Raw genomic sequence first — 14,628 nt, 5'->3', positions numbered from 1 at the left:
AGACATCTTTGTCTCATGATTCGAAAACGACTAAATACTGAAACGGCCATCTTGGAAGCAGCCTTTGAGATTTTCGGGAAAAACCCCGGAGCCTCATTGTCAGATGTTGCCGAACTGGCTGGCGTCGGGCGGGCGACCTTGCATCGGCATTTTGCCGGGCGGGATGAGTTGATCCGTGCTCTTGCACGAAACGCTATGGACGAGCTGGATGCGGCTGTGGATGAGGCGGTGAAAGGTGCGCCCTCATACACAGAGGGTTTACGCCTTGCGCTTGAAGCGATGCTGCCGCTCGCCTCTCGCCAGATGTTTCTTGCGACAGAGGCCGCCGCCCAGACAGGTGACATCGCCGAGCGTATCCAATCTGACTTTGATGAATTGGTCAGAGATGTGAAAAAAGCACAAGCCGAAGGCGGCCTGCGCAAAGAAGTGCCCGCCGAATGGTTCGCACGAGCTTATGAAAACCTAATCTATGCAGGCTGGGAAATGGTGCGCAACGAAGAGGCGACATCCAAGCAAGCCGCCGACTTTGCATGGGGCCTGCTTTCAGAGGGAGCAAAAGCATGACGATTGAAGGTCTGGAGATCTTGGGAACGCAGATTGATGAAGCGTTCTTTATGATTGGTATCGCGATCTTGTTAATTGAGATCGCCGAAGCCCTGTTCAAAGGCGAACACAAGGGGCGCACCTTTGCCGAGATGCTTGTCAGCGCCTCCACACAAATCCCCTATTTGGTGGTTGAGATCTTTATAATGACTGGGGCCTACGGCATTTTCTATATCCTGTCCGAGAACCTTGTGAGCTGGTCCATCCCAATGACGTGGTGGGGGTTGGCGCTGGCTGTCTTGGCTGCGGATATCACCTATTATTGGGAACACCGCATTGCGCATGAGGTGCGTATCCTTTGGACGCAGCACGCCGTGCATCACTCCTCGCGGGACTATAATATCATCACCGGTATTCGCTTTGGGCCTTTGGAAGGCATGTGGTCTCTTATCGCCCATCTGCCGTTGGTGTTCTTAGGGTTTTCCCCAGAAATGATCTTCTTTGGGATCATCGTGGTACTGGCCTATCAGACCTGGATTCACACAGAGCTTATCGGAAAGCTGGGGCCACTCGAATGGGTTCTGAACACGCCATCGCATCACCGGGTGCACCATGGGTCTGATCGAAAGTACCTCGACAAGAACTACGGTGGCATCACCATCATCTGGGATCGACTCTTTGGAACATTTCAGGTTGAGGAAGAAACGCCACGCTATGGTTTGGCACGAGATTTTGACACGCGAAATCCGATTTCTGTGTGGTTCTCAGAATGGCCCGGTGTGTTTGCCGACTTACGAAAAGCGCGGACAACACGGGAAGCCTGGCAATATCTTGTGAACCGCCCTGGATGGCAGCCTAAAGACCAGCGCCCAACTAAGACCCCTGCGGAATAGACCTAGCGCACAGGATCAAAGAGCGCATCCGATAGAGTGCAATCTTTGATTACATCGCGGCCGCAAGGTACCGGATCGAGGTCTTTGGACAGGCAAATCCGGGCCTCTTGAATGTAACCCTGCTTGCACGTCACCGTGAGACCCTCGGGTGAAAGCCCGGGGTTTTCTTTTAGAAAGACTTCTTCGATCAAATGGGCAGGAAGGCGCACAGATTTGTCGAGCTTGCGTAAAATCTGAGGGCGCTCGATCCTCTCATAAGCCTCTCTGGAAAGCTCAAAATAGCCGCTTGCGGACAGACCAGAACAGGTGCCGTGTTTCTTCCATTGATGCCAAGCCAGTCCCGATGTGCCCATGATGTCAGCCATGTCACTGGTCATGCCACGTGAAGGAGCGCGCTCTGAGGTCCGGCAATAGCTTGGCCATCCACGATGGAATTGCGGCCAGAGCCCGTGCAAAATCCAGCCATGATCCTCTCGTGGATCACATTGCGGAGAGCCCTTGGCATCGCCTTCAATTGCGCACCAGTTTGGTGACCAGCTGAGTGCAAGAACGTAGTAGTCAAATTCACCCGCCTTTTCACCTTCAGCCAATGCCGATGTCGTCAATCCAAACGCCAGAAGGGCAGAAACCAGAAACCGCATTCACTCTTTCCTTTTTCACTCAAGCGCACTATATCGGCTGCAAGTTCCCCGACAACGGAAACCCGCATCCCCCCAAAGGATGCCGTCAGACGCAAAGTCTGACGAGGGGACACCTGTATTCTAGGAGGCCGAAATGGCGAAACCGATTATGGCAAAAGCCACCGCTGTGTGGCTGGTTGATAACACCACAATCAGCTTCAAGCAGATTGCGGACTTCGTGGGTATGCACGAGCTGGAAATCCAAGGCATCGCAGACGGTGATGTGGCTGGTGGCGTGAAGGGGTTTGACCCAGTTGCCAATAACCAGCTCACTCAAGAAGAGATCGATGCGGCAGAGAGCAACCCGCTGCACAAGCTGAAACTGAAGTTCAACGCCGCAGCTGTGGGCGAAGAAAAACGCCGTGGCCCACGCTACACACCGCTGTCCAAGCGTCAGGACCGTCCAAATTCGATCCTGTGGCTGGTAAAGTTTCACCCAGAACTCTCTGATGGTCAGATCGCGAAACTGGTTGGCACAACCAAGCCAACAATCCAGTCGATCCGTGAGCGCACCCACTGGAACATCGCAAACATGCAGCCAATCGATCCGGTTGCGCTGGGCTTGTGTAAGCAGACCGAGCTGGACGCAGCGGTTCAGAAAGCGGCGGCGAAACAAGCGGCTGAAGGCAATGTGATGTCTGATGACGAGCGTCGTAAGCTTGTGTCCACAGAGCAATCTCTGGAGATGGACGCAGAGCCACGCATGCCATCCGCGATTGAAGGTCTTGAGACTTTCACTCTGGGTGCTGGTGAAGACACTGCCGGTCTGGACGATCCTCGCGAAGAGGAAGAAGAGAAAGACTTCTCTGACGCCGACAGCTTCTTTGACCTGCCAGGCGACAGCGATGACGAGCAGCCGTAAGGCTTTCATCGCATAGATTTTCAGAAAGCCCGCACCATTTGGTTGCGGGCTTTTCTTTTGGCGGTCAACATAGGCGTATGACTGCGGTTCTTCAAAAGTGGATGCATAAAGCGCAAGTTTGCGCAGCGGAGCTGGTGCTTCCGGATGGGTGCCGAGATATTATTCGGATTGATCATCCAAACGGGCAATGCGAGTGGCGCGTGACGCCTCTTCAGGCCGCGCCAGAAATTGTTGAACTAACTCCCGGTGCAGATTTGACGGGATATCGATTGTCCCCCGGTTCGCATATTTCGGCAGATTTCCTGTGCGGATTGGAGCAAGGAATTGAGGTCAACGGAAATGACATTCATCACGAAGTAACCGCCCAAACACGTTCCGCTGAGGCCATCCGATGCCTATCAGAGGCAGAGGGCGTGGAACGTGCCGCAAGGGCCAGTGGCGTTTCCGTGCGAAGCTTGCACCGCCTACTCATCAAAGAAACAGGAAAGTCACCGATTTTCTGGCTGCGTTTGGCTCGTGTTCGGCGCGCCTCACAAGATCACCAGTCGCCTCTGGCTGCGGTTGCCGCCGATCATGGGTTTTCAGACCAGGCCCATATGGCGCGCGAGTTCAGACATTGGTTTGGTCTAAGCCCGCTTGCGCTGCGATCAAATGCAAAGGTTCAGCATCAGTTGGCTCAGCCCGCGCTGGCGACTGGGGAACAGATCTCCACCAGAAATCCATTGATGTCGGTCACGTAGGACGTCGTTTGTCCCCAGGGTTCTTCTCGCGCCTCTTGCACCAAAGTGGCACCGGCCTCGATTGCGGCCGCAAGCGCTTCAGCGACGGTTTCGGTTTCAAAGGCGATCTCACTGGATGGGCTTTTCGGATCCGGTCGTGAAGGTGATTTCCCAAGCGTTTTCATAAGCTCAATAGAAGAAAACGCGAGTTTTGTGTCGCCGGTCAGAAGCTCCCCGTAGTCGCCACTTTCGTGCAGAAATCCAATGTGGAGTCCAAACGCGGTATTGTAGAATTCAAGCGTTCTTTTGACGTCGTCAACGTAAAATATTGCGTAGCGCAGTTTCATGTGTGCCTCTCGTTTTCCAATATCCGTCTAAGGTAATTCAGAGGTAAAAGCGAAATCTTGAAGATTTCGGCCAATATCCAACACCGCCAAAGATTTAGATTGGTTTGCGGGCCTTCAATGCGGCTGTGATGGTGCCTTCATCCAGATAATCCAACTCCCCACCAATGGGCACACCCTGTGCGAGTGAAGAGATGGTCACCGTATGTTCCAACTGATCAGCGATGTAATGCGCAGTGGTTTGCCCGTCGACAGTCGCGTTTAAAGCAAGGATCACCTCACTCACGCTTTCTGTCGTCACCCGGTCGATCAAGCGCGGGATGGAGAGGTCTTCGGGGCCGATGCCATCCAGAGCGGATAGCGTGCCGCCCAGAACATGATAGCGGCCTTTGAAAACGCCTGCGCGTTCCATTGCCCAAAGATCAGCGACATCTTCGACGACGCAGATTTCCCCGGTTGCGCGTTTTTCGTCTGCGCAGATGTCACAGATGTCCGTGGTGCCGACATTGCCGCAGTTCAGGCATTCTCGCGCAGTTTCGGCAACGCGCACCATGGAATCTGCAAGTGGCGTAAGGAGCATGCCGCGTTTGCGGATCAGATGCAGCACTGCCCTGCGGGCAGAGCGGGGACCTAGGCCCGGCAGGCGGGCCATCAGGTCAATCAGATTCTCGAGATCACTGCTGCTCATTCTTCGGGCCTACTCTGGTGCATCTGTTGCGCCGGTTTTGAGTATTTATACAAAGAAGAAGCAGGGGCGTCTTTAGAAATTAGAACGGCAGTTTGAAATCTGCTGGCAGGCCAAGACCTTCTGTGATCTTGCCCATTTCCGCCTGAGATTTTTCTGCCGCTTTGGCTTGTGCGTCTTTGATGGCTGCAAGGATCAGGTCTTCTGCGACCTCCTTTTCGGATGGCACGAAAATCGAAGGATCGATGTCGAGCGCTTTTAGATCGCCCTTTGCGGTCGCGGTCGCTTTGACCAGGCCCGCACCGCTTTCGCCGGTCACGGTCATATTGTGCAGGTCATCTTGCAGCTGCTGCATTTTTTCCTGCATGTCCTGCGCTTGTTTCATCATCTTGGCCATATCGCCAAGCTGGCCCAGTCCTTTGAGCATGGGGAACTCCTGAAAAAGTCGATTCAGTCTTACCTAAGCGCTGCGAAGATGAGGCACAAGGCAGGTTCAAATATCATTAGATATCAACTGTGCCTTCAATCACGATGTTCACTGCTCCACCGATCCAGAGTTTATGATCATCCACCAGGTCTCGTTTAAGATAGACACGGCCGAGGCGATTGATAACCGTCCCCTGAGCAATCAGGAGTTCTTCAGTCAGCCGACCTTCCCGCGCGAGCCATTTTGCAATGGCGGAATTCAAAGACCCGGTGATGGGATCTTCACTCATCCCAGACGAGGGCGCGATGTTGCGTACTTCATAGTCACACTCATGGCCCGCCGGATGTGCGCCGATCAGCGTGGTTCCGAAATGCTCCGGCCATTGCGTGGTGCCTGAGTCAACCGCCAGCACATCTTCTGCTGAGTGGAGTTCGAACAGGAACCACTCTGGCCCGTTGTTAAGGTGCACGGTCGATTTGATCTGAGCGTCGTTCAGCCCCATCGCGGATTGGCGCAGCGCACGGGCGTCTTTTGGCATTTCAGCGATATTTGTGTCAGGTGCCACGAAGGCAGGATTCTTCCCGGAAACATCAATTTCGACGATGCCAATCGCGCATTCCTGTCGGACAATTCCAGATGTCGCCGGTTGGCCACCAGCGTGCAGCCATGACATGCAGCTTCCAAGTGTCGGATGCCCCGCAAAAAGCATCTCGCGTCCGGGCGTGAAAATGCGCACGCGGTAATCAGCTTCGGGTGTTGTCGGCGCAAGGAGGAATGTCGTCTCAGCAAGGTTTGTCCAAGCCGCGAAGCCGAGCATATCTTCAGTGCTGAGACCTTCGCCATCCAATACAACAGCGAGGCCGTTACCCTTTCCGGGAACGTCAGAGAAAACATCGCATTGGATGAACCGGCGTTTCAAAGATCAGTCTTCCTCAAATGGGTCCCATTCGTCTTCGACCTCAGGCAGGGCCTCAGCCAATGCCTCATTAGCGATCTCCTGTTGGGATTTGATCTCAGTGATCTTCGCCCTAGGGAAAGCATCAAAGATAGCTTGCACGAGCGGATGTGCGCGGGCCTCTTCGCGCAGCGCTTTGGCAGCGGCGTCTTCAACCTCGAAGATCGAAGGTTGACCGCCTTCATTCACCAAAATCACGGCCCAGCGTTGATGCGTCCAACGTTGCAATGCGCTGCCGAGTTTCTGAGCCAAATCCTGCGGGGCGTTTGGCGCTGGTACAAACTCAATCCGCCCGGGACGATAGCCAGCAAGGCGCACATATTTTTTAACGTTATTCAGAAGCAACCCGTCACGACGTTCTTTGATCAGCTCAATTATGTGATCAAAGGTAGCGTATTGGGCGAGTGCATTTTCAACTTGAGGTGCCAACGCGGTCACAGTGCCACCAGGGCCGCCAGAAACTTGGCTGCTGGAATGAGCCTGCGTGGCTCCACCTTGCTGTGGCACCGGGGCTCCTCCGCCACCGCCGCCATTTGGTGGAGATGGTGGAACGGGTGTGTTTTGCAGTTTGCGCACCAGTTCTTCTGGGCTTGGTAGATCGGCAACGTGAGTCAATCGGATGATTGCCATTTCCGCCGCCATCATCGCGTTCGGCGCAGCGGCAACTTCTTCGATGGCTTTCAGGAGCATCTGCCACATGCGGGTCATAACGCGCATTGGCAGGTTTTCTGCCATGGCTTGGCCGCGCGCGCGTTCATCAGGGCTGATGGTCGGGTCGTCTGCAGCTTCAGGCGTGATTTTAACAACCGAGACCCAGTGGGTGATCTCAGCTAGATCCCGCAGCACGGCCATGGGGTCAGCCCCATCGGCATATTGCGCCGAGAGCTCATTTAAGGCACCGCCTGCGTCGCCTTTCAGGATCATGTCATAAAGATCAAGAACACGCCCCCGGTCGGCGAGACCCAACATGGCGCGGACCTGATCGGCGGTTGTTTCACCCGCGCCATGGGAAATCGCCTGATCTAAAAGCGAGGTTGCATCACGCGCCGACCCTTCCGCGGCACGGGTGATCAAAGCCAATGCATCGTCGGCGATTTCAGCACCTTCAGCAGTGGCAATCTTGCGCATCAAGGCGATCATGTCTTCGGGTTCGATGCGGCGTAGGTCAAAGCGCTGACACCGCGACAGCACCGTGACCGGGACTTTGCGAATTTCAGTAGTCGCAAAGATGAATTTTACGTGCGCGGGTGGCTCTTCCAATGTCTTCAGCAGCGCGTTGAACGCGCTGGTAGAGAGCATGTGCACCTCATCGATGATGTAGATCTTATAGCGGGCGGAGGCCGCACGGTAATGAACCGAGTCAATGATCTCGCGGATGTCGCCCACGCCCGTGCGTGAAGCGGCGTCCATTTCCATGACGTCAACATGGCGGCCTTCCATGATGGCAGTGCAATGCTCGCAAACGCCACAAGGCTCTGTCGTTGGTCCGCCATTTCCGTCAGGGCCAATGCAGTTCATGCCTTTTGCAATGATCCGTGCCGTAGTGGTCTTACCTGTGCCGCGAATGCCTGTCATCACAAAGGCCTGGGCAATACGGTCGGCGGCAAAGGCGTTTTTGAGCGTGCGCACCATGGCATCTTGGCCAACAAGGTCAGCGAAGGTTTCCGGACGGTATTTACGGGCCAGAACCTGATAGCCGGTTTGTTCGCCAGTGTTTTGTGGGTCGCTCATGTTTTGCCTTCTGAATCGGGTCTCACGCAGGTTAAGGCCAGAGGGGCGGCGCGTCCACCGGATTGGCAAGGTGCGATGTTGGTTCACGCGCCGCATTGCGGAGCATCTCGATGGGCGCTTTCGGCGTTGATGCCACACTTGTCTCGCGTTAGGGTGACCCTGGCCGACGGGACGGCCACCAGGTTCGCGGAAAGCCAGACGCATCCCTTTAGTATATTTAAACCGACATGATCGGCTTTCCGACCCGTTGAGCGAACCATGGGTGTGAGAGGGAAACCGATGCTAAATTCTCAGAACACACTGAAACTCGACCAATTGCGCCGTATGGCCAAGCGATTGGCAAAAGATCACGCACTTGGCTTGCCAGCGGCCCGGGAAAGGTTGCGTGTTCATCCACCCCGTCCAGAGGGAACCGAGCTGCGCCATGCAGATTACCTGCATGTCATTGCGCAGGAACACAATTTTTCCAGCTGGCCGGCCTTGAAGCTGGCAGCAGAAACCGTCGGGTTAGACCGCGCAGCCCTGCAACAACGATTGAAAATGGCGCTGGCGCATGGGCAAAATCGCGTGGTGGCGTTTCTGCTAAAAGAACACCCCGATTTGCCTGAAGGGCTGCTCGGTGTTCAGATCGCTCTTTATGACTTGGCAGCTGTCGAAGCTGCGATTTGGGCTGACCCGAAAGCGGCAACACGTAAGCTTGGCCCGCGTTCCCCGATGGCGCATCTTTGTTTTTCAACCTGGCACCAAACGCACCCCGAATTTTCAGATGACATGATGGCAATCGCGAAGCTGTTGGTAGCACATGGTGCGGATGTAAATGACTCCATTCCCGTTGCGCCCGACAATGATCACCAGCTGTCGGTTCTTTATGGTGCGCTGGGCCATGCGAACAATATGCGGCTTGCAAAATGGCTTCTGGAAAACGGAGCGGATCCGAATGACGGGGAAAGCCTCTATCACGCGACTGAGCTTGGGCATCATGAAGGGATCGACATGTTGATCGCGCACGGGGTTGATCCGCGCGGTACCAATGCGCTGCTCAGGGCGATGGATTTTGATGATCATGTAGCGGTGCGTAAATTGATCGCGGCAGGCGGTGACGTGAATGAATTCGCCGCCGAAGAAGTTGGGGGAGAATTGCCTTGGGTTCTGCCTGCACTACACCAAGCTGCGCGTCGGATGTGTGGGCCGCAGATGATTGATGTGTTGATGGAGGCTGGTGCTGATCCTTCTTTGCGGTACAACGGCATGACCTCCTACGGGTACGCTCGGGTGTTCGGTAATCGCGATTTGGCAAAGGCCATAGAAAAATGTGGCAAGGCCCCGGAATTGACACCAGAGGAAATCCTATTGGCGAAGGCTGCCGATGGCGTCGATACAAATGGGCAATTTGTCGATACAGCGCTCCTGCCGCAGACCTACCGGGAAATGCTCTGCACCCTTTTGGCAATGCCCGACAAGCTACCGCATGTGAAACAGCTGGTTGCGTTGGGCTTGGAGTGGGATCGCCCAAACCGTGAAGGGCTGACACCGGTTCAGCTTGCAGGGTGGGAAGGGTTGCCCGAAGTCATGGATTATTTCCTGAAGCTGAAACCAGATCTGGGTCATATCAACGATTATGGCGGCACTCTGTTGTCCACAATCATTCATGGATCGGAAAACTGCCCGAACCGTAAAGAGCGGGACTACATTGCCTGTCTGGACCTGGCACTGACCGAAGGAGTTGCTTTGCCGCGACGTGCCATCGATCTGGCGGGGGATGAGGCTGTCGCGAATTTTTTGGCAGACTGGGCAGAAGCCCATCCCGGACAGGTGATTGAAGGCGGTTTAGGTTAAGGCGCAAAAAGTCTATTTGCCTTAACCTGAACTATGCAAAGATACTTCCCGGCGAGTGTGACTCGCCGGGAGGTTTTGATGGCGCATATTGCATTTCATGCATTGTCTGTTGGGGGAGGGGTCTTGGCGATTTCCCAGCTTCCGGGGCTTGGGGGCGACTACCAGGGCGATCTTGAGGATATCCGAGAATGGCAGCCTTCCATCGTTCTCACATTGGTAACGTCTGGTGAGTTGGCAGACTTCGGGGCCGAAACACTCGGCTCCGAAATTCGAGCACGTGCCGCCCGTTGGGAGCATCTTCCTATCACTGACTTTGGTGTACCCGACGCAACCTTCGAAGCGGCATGGCCCGATGTGGCTGAGAAAGTTCTGATGGCTTTAAAGGGTGGTGGCCGCGTGCTGGTGCATTGTAAGGGCGGATGCGGACGATCCGGTATGGTCGCTTTGCGGCTGATGATGGAAGCTGGCGAACATATTGAAGAAGCACTTGGGCATCTGAGGGCGGTTCGCCCCTGTGCGATTGAGACGGACGCTCAGTATGAGTGGGCGCAAAAAGGGCGCCGCAGAAAACTGCCGCGCCCCGGTGGATTGCATTGTAGCTAAATTAGCGCCCCTTGCGCTTTTTGTTGCCTTTGACGACCGATCTGACGTGACGACTGAATGTCTTTTGCCGCAAGCGGGCTTGAGCGAGTAACTCAGAATTACAGAGGTTCTCGCGTTCCAGCTTGCGCCAACGTTCGACACGTTCTGGGTCGATGTCTCCTGCTTCCAGAGCTGCCCTGACTGCGCAACCGGGTTCGGTTTCATGGGCGCAGTCGTTGAATTTGCACTGTTGAGCAAGTGTTTGAAGGTCTTCAAACACGGCATCTAACCCGTCCTGTGCATCAAAGAGCTGCAATTCCCGCATGCCCGGTGTGTCAATCAGCCAACCGCCGTTAAGCATTCGTTTCAGGAACCGCGAAGTCGTTGTGTGGCGTCCTCGCGCATCATCTTCGCGAATGCCAGCAGTTGCGTCATTGCCGCCCGTCATACCGTTGGCCAAGGTGGTTTTTCCTACACCTGATGACCCAACGAAAGCGGCCGTCTGACCTGGCTTCACCCAGTTCATTGCAGCTTTGACTTCACTTGGGTCTTTGGCATTCAGGGTTTCCACCACAGGCGCCATTGGCAGCATTTCAATTTCGCGCCTAAAATCGGATGGGTCGTCGCATTGGTCCGCTTTGGTTAGCAGAACAACAGGGTACGAACCCGCTGAATTTGCCAACGCCAAATATCGCTCTAGGCGGGCGATATTGAAATCAGCGTTACACGAACTGACGATAAACAGTGTGTCGACGTTTGCCGCAATCAACTGCGGTTTCACCTCGTGGCCTGCGGCCCGTCGTTGCAAGAGCGTTTGCCGCTCTAGAATCGTTGTTATCCTGAATTCATCATCTGCCAGAACCCAGTCACCGACGGCGATCGCGCCGGTTTCGTGATCCGGTGACAAAAGGCGATTGGTGCCCTCTGGTGAGAGCGCGGTTACGCTGCTGCGATGGACTTCGGATACGCGAAAAGGTTGCACGTCTTCAGTCTCTAACTGACGCGCAAAAAAGGAAGACCAGCCGAGGTCTTGTAAGCTATATGTCATTGATTTGCCTATGAAACATTTTGTTCAACGACCTTGCTGCAGTGCAAGGCGCGAGCTGGTTCAGGCAAGGCAAGCCTTGTCTCAGGCCGCTGCCCGAAGGGCGGTCATGACAATCATAAAGTCCCTCCGTTTGTTTCATGCGACGCCAGATGGGCGCCTTTAGGCGAGGTGAGAGGCTGAACATCGACCCAAGCGGGGCTCGTTACGGCTGCTTCCTTCCGGATCTGACCGGGTTGGCGAGGCGCTTGCCCGCGCCAACCTCTCAGGAGCCGATACAGGCCGAGCCAGAGTGGAATGCAAGCAAGCTGGATCTCAATCAATCGTCGAAATTAATGGTGAATGGCACGAAGCCATCTTCCCCGATACCATGCGCCGTGATCTCGATTTCCGGGCGATGACCCTGCGCAAAGAACGGCAAAACACCGGGGCCAATCGCGGCCCAGGCTGATGCACCTGGGATATGCGCGAAGGACCAGGGCGAGGGCGGGAGATCTTCGCGGCAAACCCCTTTTGATACGAATTCTGTAAGCAGAGCACGCGAGTCTATTGCGGGGATCTCATATTCGAGGCACTGGTGCACGTTCGGGAAATTACCACCGCCACCAGCGCGATAGCTCGTTGTTAACATGACAAAGTGCTGATTTTCAGAAACAGGCTTACCGTTCCAACTTAAGCTGTAGACGCGCTGACCTTCAGAAACCTGTTCACCCAAGACGTTGAATTTCGCAGGTTGCGACAGGTCTATCACGTAAGAAACACCAAAAACCGTATCAAACCCGTAGCACGGGAAACTGTCGTTTCTTAAACTTATGCCTTTGGTGCCTGGTAGGATTTGATTGAAATTTGAGGCCGACATCTCCAGCCAATCTTTCAACTGTCCCCCATTAATGCGTTTGGCCACCAATGTGTTTTGAAACGGGTGTAAGTTGGCCAAGTCCCCTCTGGTTATTGGACCTTTGGGAACGGCCACAAAATTGTTGGGGCCTCCGCGGCCCCCACCTTTAAAAGGGCTTGCAGCGGTGATCAGGGGCAAGTCGTCGGGCAGATAGGTTTTCAATTCGTGACGCGCAAAGTGCAATTGAGCCGCCGCAACCAAAGCCACTGCAGAATCCCCAGGAAGTCGGGAGTAGTAACTGTGCACAGGTGTGTCTAGCGTGCCAATGTTCTTGCGCAGTAAAGCCGCGCAGGCGGCTTCAAACGCATCGGCAATCGCGCGAATTTCATTTTTCTGGTCCGGGAAATCAGAGGATTCTTCTGCGGAGGTTGAAATCAATCGAGATTGTGCATCAAGGATATCAAACCCTTGTTCACGGACTTCGAGCTCCAAAGATATTTGCCCTAGAAACGCGCCATTGAATCCCGGCATGATCGCTGGAATTCCGCAGATTTTTCCGGTGGAATAGTTAACATGTTCTGTATTTTCAACAGTATCATCGGGCAGCGCTTGATGGGTATGACCACAGACAATGACGTCAATATCGGCCAGTTGCGCGATCGGTATAACAGCGTTTTCTTGCCTTGCCCCGCTCTCTGATGCTCCTATCCCACTGTGAAGCAATGCTACAATGATGTCCGCCCCGGATTCCCTCAGAGCATGCGCAGTGTCGTTAGCGGACTGGGTAATGTCTTGTGTTTTGAGCTGTCTATTTAATACCCCCGCATTCCAAGCGGTCACTTGTTCAGGCATGACCGAAAGTACGCCGATTTTAAGCCGCCGACTCCGTCCATCTTGGTCGAAAACCTGCCGATCCAGCAGAAGGTGGTTTTCCCAGCATTGATCTGAGCAATTTATGTTGGAACCGATCACTGGGAAATTTGCGGAACCAAGCGTGGTTTTTAGAAACTGAGGCCCATAGTCAAATTCATGGTTTCCCAAGCCAGCTGCGTCGTAACCAAGGCGGTTCATCGCTTCGATCACTGGATGGCCCTCTTTCAGTTGGATATCTCCAGAGGCGACAAAATCGCAGATCGGTGTGCCCTGTAAGAAATCGCCATTGTCAAACAGCAAGCAATTCGGCTGTTCATCTCTTATACGGTCAACAAGAGTTGCAATGCGGCTAAGCCCCCCTTGAGTCGGAGCATTCTCATTCCCACTCACCAGCACTCCATGCACGTCAGATGTGGCCAAAATAGTCAGTGAAATTTTATTTGTGTGAATTTCAGGGTTCGGCATCCGGTTTCGTCAAAAAGAGAATCAAAAAGGGCGGGTATTCAGCTATTTACAGTCTATTCATCTTAAGGTTGTGTCAACGTTGGGACGTGGAATTCAAGATTGAAATGCCTCGAATTTGAAAGACAAAGCCCAAAATTCTGGCTATCCCCGCTCTGAGGAAAGGATCGAGCATGGCGCATTTTGAATCAGTGACGTTCGGAGGCGTGGGATTTGACCGCGCCGCCGAACTTCGAGGCGATGATACGAAGATGGCTGCGATCAAACGTGATCGCGAAAGCCGTTCGATTGTCTTCTGGCGGGGCAAACCCTTGGTGAGTGGAGAGGGTGACAAAGAACTTGTTCTCCTCGAATTGGACCACTCGATTTTTGAGCATGCTGCTGAAGAACCGATCTTTTTGGGGCGTGGGGAAGAAGGGTGTCTCTTTGCTCAAGACATCTCTGCTTGGGAACCGATGAATCAAGACACGCCAGATGGGAGCTTCCTTGATCAGACAGAGCAGCATTATCCGGGGTTTCCCGCGGATCAGGCGTTTAGCGAATTGCGCACAATCATGACCCGATTGTCTGATCGCGATGCCGAGCTCTGCGCAATGACGCGGTCACTGTTGTCATGGCACGCGACCCATCGGTTTTGTTCCAAGTGCGGTGCAGAAAGTCATATCGATGAATCTGGGTGGCGCAGACGTTGTGACACGTGTTCAGCGCTTCATTTCCCGCGCACTGATCCTGTGGTGATTATGCTGGTCACGCAAGGCAACTCGGTTCTTGTTGGTCGCAGCCCCGGATGGCCTGATGGGATGTTTTCGCTGCTGGCTGGTTTTCTGGAACCCGGAGAAACGCCCGAAGCTGCGGTACGCCGTGAAGTTTTCGAAGAAGCTGGCATTCGTGTGGGAGCGGTCGAATACCTTGGAAGCCAGCCTTGGGCGTTCCCATCCTCTTTGATGCTGGGCTTTCATGCAGAAGCTTTGGGAACCGAAATTACCCTCGATCCGGTAGAGCTGGAGGACGCGATCTGGATGACAAGAGAAGAGGTCATGCTGGCCTTTTCAGGGGAGCATCCAAGAGTTCGCCGCCCCAGAAACGGTGCCATTGCACACTTTATATTAAAGAACTGGCTTGAAGATTGCCTTGATTGACGCCAGAATCTCAC

General features: G+C 54.2%; 15 protein-coding genes and 1 other RNA gene. 7 read left to right on the top strand and 9 right to left on the bottom strand.

Annotation, left to right across the window (positions count from 1 at the left end; all coding sequences use genetic code 11):
* Positions 1-15 precede the first annotated feature (15 nt).
* Together M0D42_RS11830 and M0D42_RS11825 are read left to right on the top strand one after the other, a co-directional pair.
* Entirely contained in the window at positions 16-564 is a 549-nt protein-coding gene (locus M0D42_RS11830) for a TetR/AcrR family transcriptional regulator (RefSeq protein ID WP_265018815.1), read from the top strand.
* Positions 561-1,436, top strand: coding sequence for a sterol desaturase family protein (locus tag M0D42_RS11825; protein ID WP_265018814.1), 876 nt, complete (start codon positions 561-563; stop codon positions 1,434-1,436). The genes M0D42_RS11830 and M0D42_RS11825 overlap by 4 nt, the downstream gene beginning before the upstream one ends.
* 2 nt (positions 1,437-1,438) lie before the next feature.
* On the opposite strand, the gene M0D42_RS11820 is transcribed toward M0D42_RS11825, so the two are convergent.
* Positions 1,439-2,077, bottom strand: coding sequence for a ribonuclease T2 (locus tag M0D42_RS11820; protein ID WP_265018813.1), 639 nt, complete (start codon positions 2,075-2,077; stop codon positions 1,439-1,441).
* Between the two features lie 133 nt (positions 2,078-2,210).
* On the opposite strand from M0D42_RS11820, the gene M0D42_RS11815 reads away from it, so the two are divergent.
* Both M0D42_RS11815 and M0D42_RS11810 read left to right on the top strand, forming a co-directional pair.
* Positions 2,211-2,978: a DUF1013 domain-containing protein gene (locus M0D42_RS11815; RefSeq protein WP_265018812.1), complete on the top strand. Its 768-nt coding sequence runs from the start codon at positions 2,211-2,213 to the stop codon at positions 2,976-2,978.
* Between the two features lie 77 nt (positions 2,979-3,055).
* Positions 3,056-3,718: a helix-turn-helix transcriptional regulator gene (locus M0D42_RS11810; RefSeq protein ID WP_265018811.1), complete on the top strand. Its 663-nt coding sequence runs from the start codon at positions 3,056-3,058 to the stop codon at positions 3,716-3,718.
* Here the strand turns inward: M0D42_RS11810 and M0D42_RS11805 are convergent.
* The 5 genes from M0D42_RS11805 to M0D42_RS11785 form a co-directional block, all read right to left on the bottom strand.
* Complete coding sequence (locus tag M0D42_RS11805; protein WP_265018810.1) at positions 3,655-4,044, bottom strand: VOC family protein; 390 nt, start codon at positions 4,042-4,044, stop codon at positions 3,655-3,657. The two genes, M0D42_RS11810 and M0D42_RS11805, sit on opposite strands and share 64 nt — an antisense overlap.
* Positions 4,045-4,138: 94 nt before the next feature.
* A complete protein-coding gene (gene recR, locus M0D42_RS11800) occupies positions 4,139-4,729 on the bottom strand; it encodes a recombination mediator RecR (protein ID WP_265018809.1) in 591 nt (196 codons plus the stop codon).
* 79 nt (positions 4,730-4,808) lie between these two features.
* The gene (locus M0D42_RS11795) at positions 4,809-5,153 is read right to left on the bottom strand and encodes a YbaB/EbfC family nucleoid-associated protein (protein WP_265018808.1); all 345 of its coding nucleotides are present in this window, start codon (positions 5,151-5,153) and stop codon (positions 4,809-4,811) included.
* Positions 5,154-5,229: 76 nt separating this feature from the next.
* On the bottom strand, positions 5,230-6,072 hold the full coding sequence (locus M0D42_RS11790; RefSeq protein ID WP_265018807.1) for a PhzF family phenazine biosynthesis protein: 843 nt from the start codon (positions 6,070-6,072) through the stop codon (positions 5,230-5,232).
* Positions 6,073-6,075: 3 nt separating this feature from the next.
* Positions 6,076-7,839 carry a DNA polymerase III subunit gamma/tau gene (locus M0D42_RS11785; protein WP_265018806.1) on the bottom strand — a complete coding sequence of 588 codons (1,764 nt, stop codon included), beginning with the start codon at positions 7,837-7,839 and terminating at the stop codon, positions 6,076-6,078.
* A gap of 279 nt (positions 7,840-8,118) precedes the next feature.
* Between M0D42_RS11785 and M0D42_RS11780 the strand changes: the two genes are divergently transcribed.
* Together M0D42_RS11780 and M0D42_RS11775 are read left to right on the top strand one after the other, a co-directional pair.
* Entirely contained in the window at positions 8,119-9,675 is a 1,557-nt protein-coding gene (locus M0D42_RS11780; protein WP_265018805.1) for an ankyrin repeat domain-containing protein, read from the top strand.
* Positions 9,676-9,753: 78 nt separating this feature from the next.
* Complete coding sequence (locus M0D42_RS11775) at positions 9,754-10,278, top strand: dual specificity protein phosphatase family protein (RefSeq protein WP_265018804.1); 525 nt, start codon at positions 9,754-9,756, stop codon at positions 10,276-10,278.
* Position 10,279: 1 nt separating this feature from the next.
* Here M0D42_RS11775 and rsgA read toward each other — a convergent pair whose 3' ends face one another.
* The 3 genes from rsgA to M0D42_RS11760 all read right to left on the bottom strand — a co-directional run bounded on the left by rsgA (position 10,280) and on the right by M0D42_RS11760 (position 13,478).
* Positions 10,280-11,305 carry a ribosome small subunit-dependent GTPase A gene (gene rsgA / locus M0D42_RS11770; RefSeq protein WP_265018803.1) on the bottom strand — a complete coding sequence of 342 codons (1,026 nt, stop codon included), beginning with the start codon at positions 11,303-11,305 and terminating at the stop codon, positions 10,280-10,282.
* Between the two features lie 166 nt (positions 11,306-11,471).
* Positions 11,472-11,570: signal recognition particle sRNA small type (gene ffs, locus M0D42_RS11765), an RNA gene on the bottom strand.
* Positions 11,571-11,621: 51 nt separating this feature from the next.
* Positions 11,622-13,478 (bottom strand): 5'-nucleotidase C-terminal domain-containing protein, encoded by a 1,857-nt coding sequence (locus tag M0D42_RS11760; RefSeq protein ID WP_265018802.1) that lies wholly within the window; start codon positions 13,476-13,478, stop codon positions 11,622-11,624.
* A gap of 170 nt (positions 13,479-13,648) precedes the next feature.
* Here M0D42_RS11760 and nudC point away from each other — a divergent pair, with 170 nt between their 5' ends.
* Positions 13,649-14,614 carry an NAD(+) diphosphatase gene (gene nudC / locus M0D42_RS11755; RefSeq protein ID WP_265018801.1) on the top strand — a complete coding sequence of 322 codons (966 nt, stop codon included), beginning with the start codon at positions 13,649-13,651 and terminating at the stop codon, positions 14,612-14,614.
* The last annotated feature ends 14 nt before the right edge of the window (positions 14,615-14,628 follow it).

It is taken from the genome of Cognatishimia activa, from assembly GCF_026016445.1.
Lineage (GTDB): Bacteria > Pseudomonadota > Alphaproteobacteria > Rhodobacterales > Rhodobacteraceae > Cognatishimia > Cognatishimia activa_B.
Note: the sequence above shows the minus strand (reverse complement) of the source record. Positions and strands in the feature narration are given on the sequence as shown.